Raw genomic sequence first — 1,217 nt, 5'->3', positions numbered from 1 at the left:
GCTGCAGGACGCGGGCAGCCAGGTCGATCCGTCGATCCTTGCCGGCGGCATCTGGGTGGCGCTGCTGACCACCGCCGTGGGCCTTGCGGTCGCCATGCCGACCTCGCTGATCCTGAGCTGGTTCGAGAGCCGCATGGAGGCCGAGCGCGTGCTCGCCGAGAGGTGCATCCGCAGCGCTCTCTCGCCCTCGGGCGGCCAGGCCGCTGCCCTGCGCGCCGCCGACGGGGCCCCGGCCCATGCGTAAGGTCCGGCGCAGGCGCAAGCTGTCGATGACGTCGCTGATCGACGTCATCTTCCTGCTCCTGCTCTTCTTCATGCTGAGCTCGACCTTCAGCAAGTTCGCCGAGGTCGAGCTGACCGCCGGCGGTGCCGGGGCGGCGACCAGTTCGACGGCGCGGCCGCTGTTCCTGCAGCTCGGGCCCGAGACGGCGCGGCTCAACAGCGCCGAGCTGGCGCTCGAGGCGCTGCCCGAGGCGCTGGCCGAGCGCCGCGCCGGGGCCGAAGACGAGGAGCCGCAGCCGCTCATCGTGTCGCTGCAGCCGGGGGTGAGCGCCCAGCGCCTGACCGACCTGCTGGTGGTGCTGCGCGGCGTGCCGGGCTTCGCCCCGGCCATCCTGGGAGCATCGTGATGCGCGCGAGACCGCCCAAACCCGAACGCGAGAACACCATCGCGCTGATCAACATCGTGTTCCTGATGTTCTTCCTGGTGGCGGGCACGCTGGCGCAGCCCATCGACAGCGCGCTGAAGCTGGTGAACACCCGCGACCTCGAGTCCACCTCGCCCCCGGCCGACGCGCTGGTGGTGCATCCCGACGGGCGCATGAGCCTTGCCGGGCAGGACATCGCCACGCCCGAGGCCTTTCTCGAGGCGCGCGGCGAAGAGGGGCTGGCCGTGGTGCGGCTGATCCCCGACCGAGAGCTGCCCGCCGAGGATCTTGTCGCACTGGCCCGCGCCCTGCGCAGCGGCGGTGCCGAGCGCGTCGTCATCGTCAGTGAAAGGGGGCTGGAATGATCGCGCAATCGCGAATGCGCAAGGTGCTGGCGCTGCTGCTGGCCTTCAGCGCCCATGGCGCGCTGGCGCTGGCCCTGATGCCCGACGGGCCGCCGGTCGAGATCGAAGGCTCGGACGGGGCCGCCGAGGCGCGGCTGGGCTCGAGCTTTGCCGACATGGCCGCGGGCACGCTCTCGGCCGAGACACCGGAAGAGACGACCGAGGT

Annotated in this window: 3 protein-coding genes and 1 pseudogene; all 4 read left to right on the top strand. The window is 71.8% G+C overall.

Annotation, left to right across the window (positions count from 1 at the left end; translation table 11 throughout):
- The coding region (locus HC022_RS26975) for a MotA/TolQ/ExbB proton channel family protein (protein ID WP_167454424.1) at nucleotides 1-244 on the top strand (244 nt) is incomplete at its 5' end.
- On the top strand, nucleotides 237-629 hold the full coding sequence (locus tag HC022_RS26970; protein WP_303049114.1) for a biopolymer transporter ExbD: 393 nt from the start codon (nucleotides 237-239) through the stop codon (nucleotides 627-629). The genes HC022_RS26975 and HC022_RS26970, both read left to right, overlap by 8 nt.
- Nucleotides 629-1,012, top strand: coding sequence for a biopolymer transporter ExbD (locus tag HC022_RS26965; protein ID WP_167454423.1), 384 nt, complete (start codon nucleotides 629-631; stop codon nucleotides 1,010-1,012). The genes HC022_RS26970 and HC022_RS26965 overlap by 1 nt, the downstream gene beginning before the upstream one ends.
- A pseudogene (locus tag HC022_RS26960) lies at nucleotides 1,009-1,217 on the top strand (energy transducer TonB); the annotation flags it as partial. The gene HC022_RS26965 and the pseudogene HC022_RS26960, both read left to right, overlap by 4 nt.

This window comes from Salipiger sp. HF18 (assembly GCF_011806505.1).
Lineage (GTDB): Bacteria > Pseudomonadota > Alphaproteobacteria > Rhodobacterales > Rhodobacteraceae > Salipiger > Salipiger thiooxidans.
The sequence above is the reverse complement of the archived record's forward strand: the minus strand, read 5'-3'. Positions and strand labels throughout refer to the sequence as shown.

Excerpts from the sequence above, each read along its gene's own strand:
- HC022_RS26965 (WP_167454423.1), top strand. The coding sequence starts at position 629 with ATGCGCGCGAGACCGCCCAAACCCGAACGCGAGAACACCATCGCGCTG.
- HC022_RS26970 (WP_303049114.1), top strand. The coding sequence starts at position 237 with ATGCGTAAGGTCCGGCGCAGGCGCAAGCTGTCGATGACGTCGCTGATC.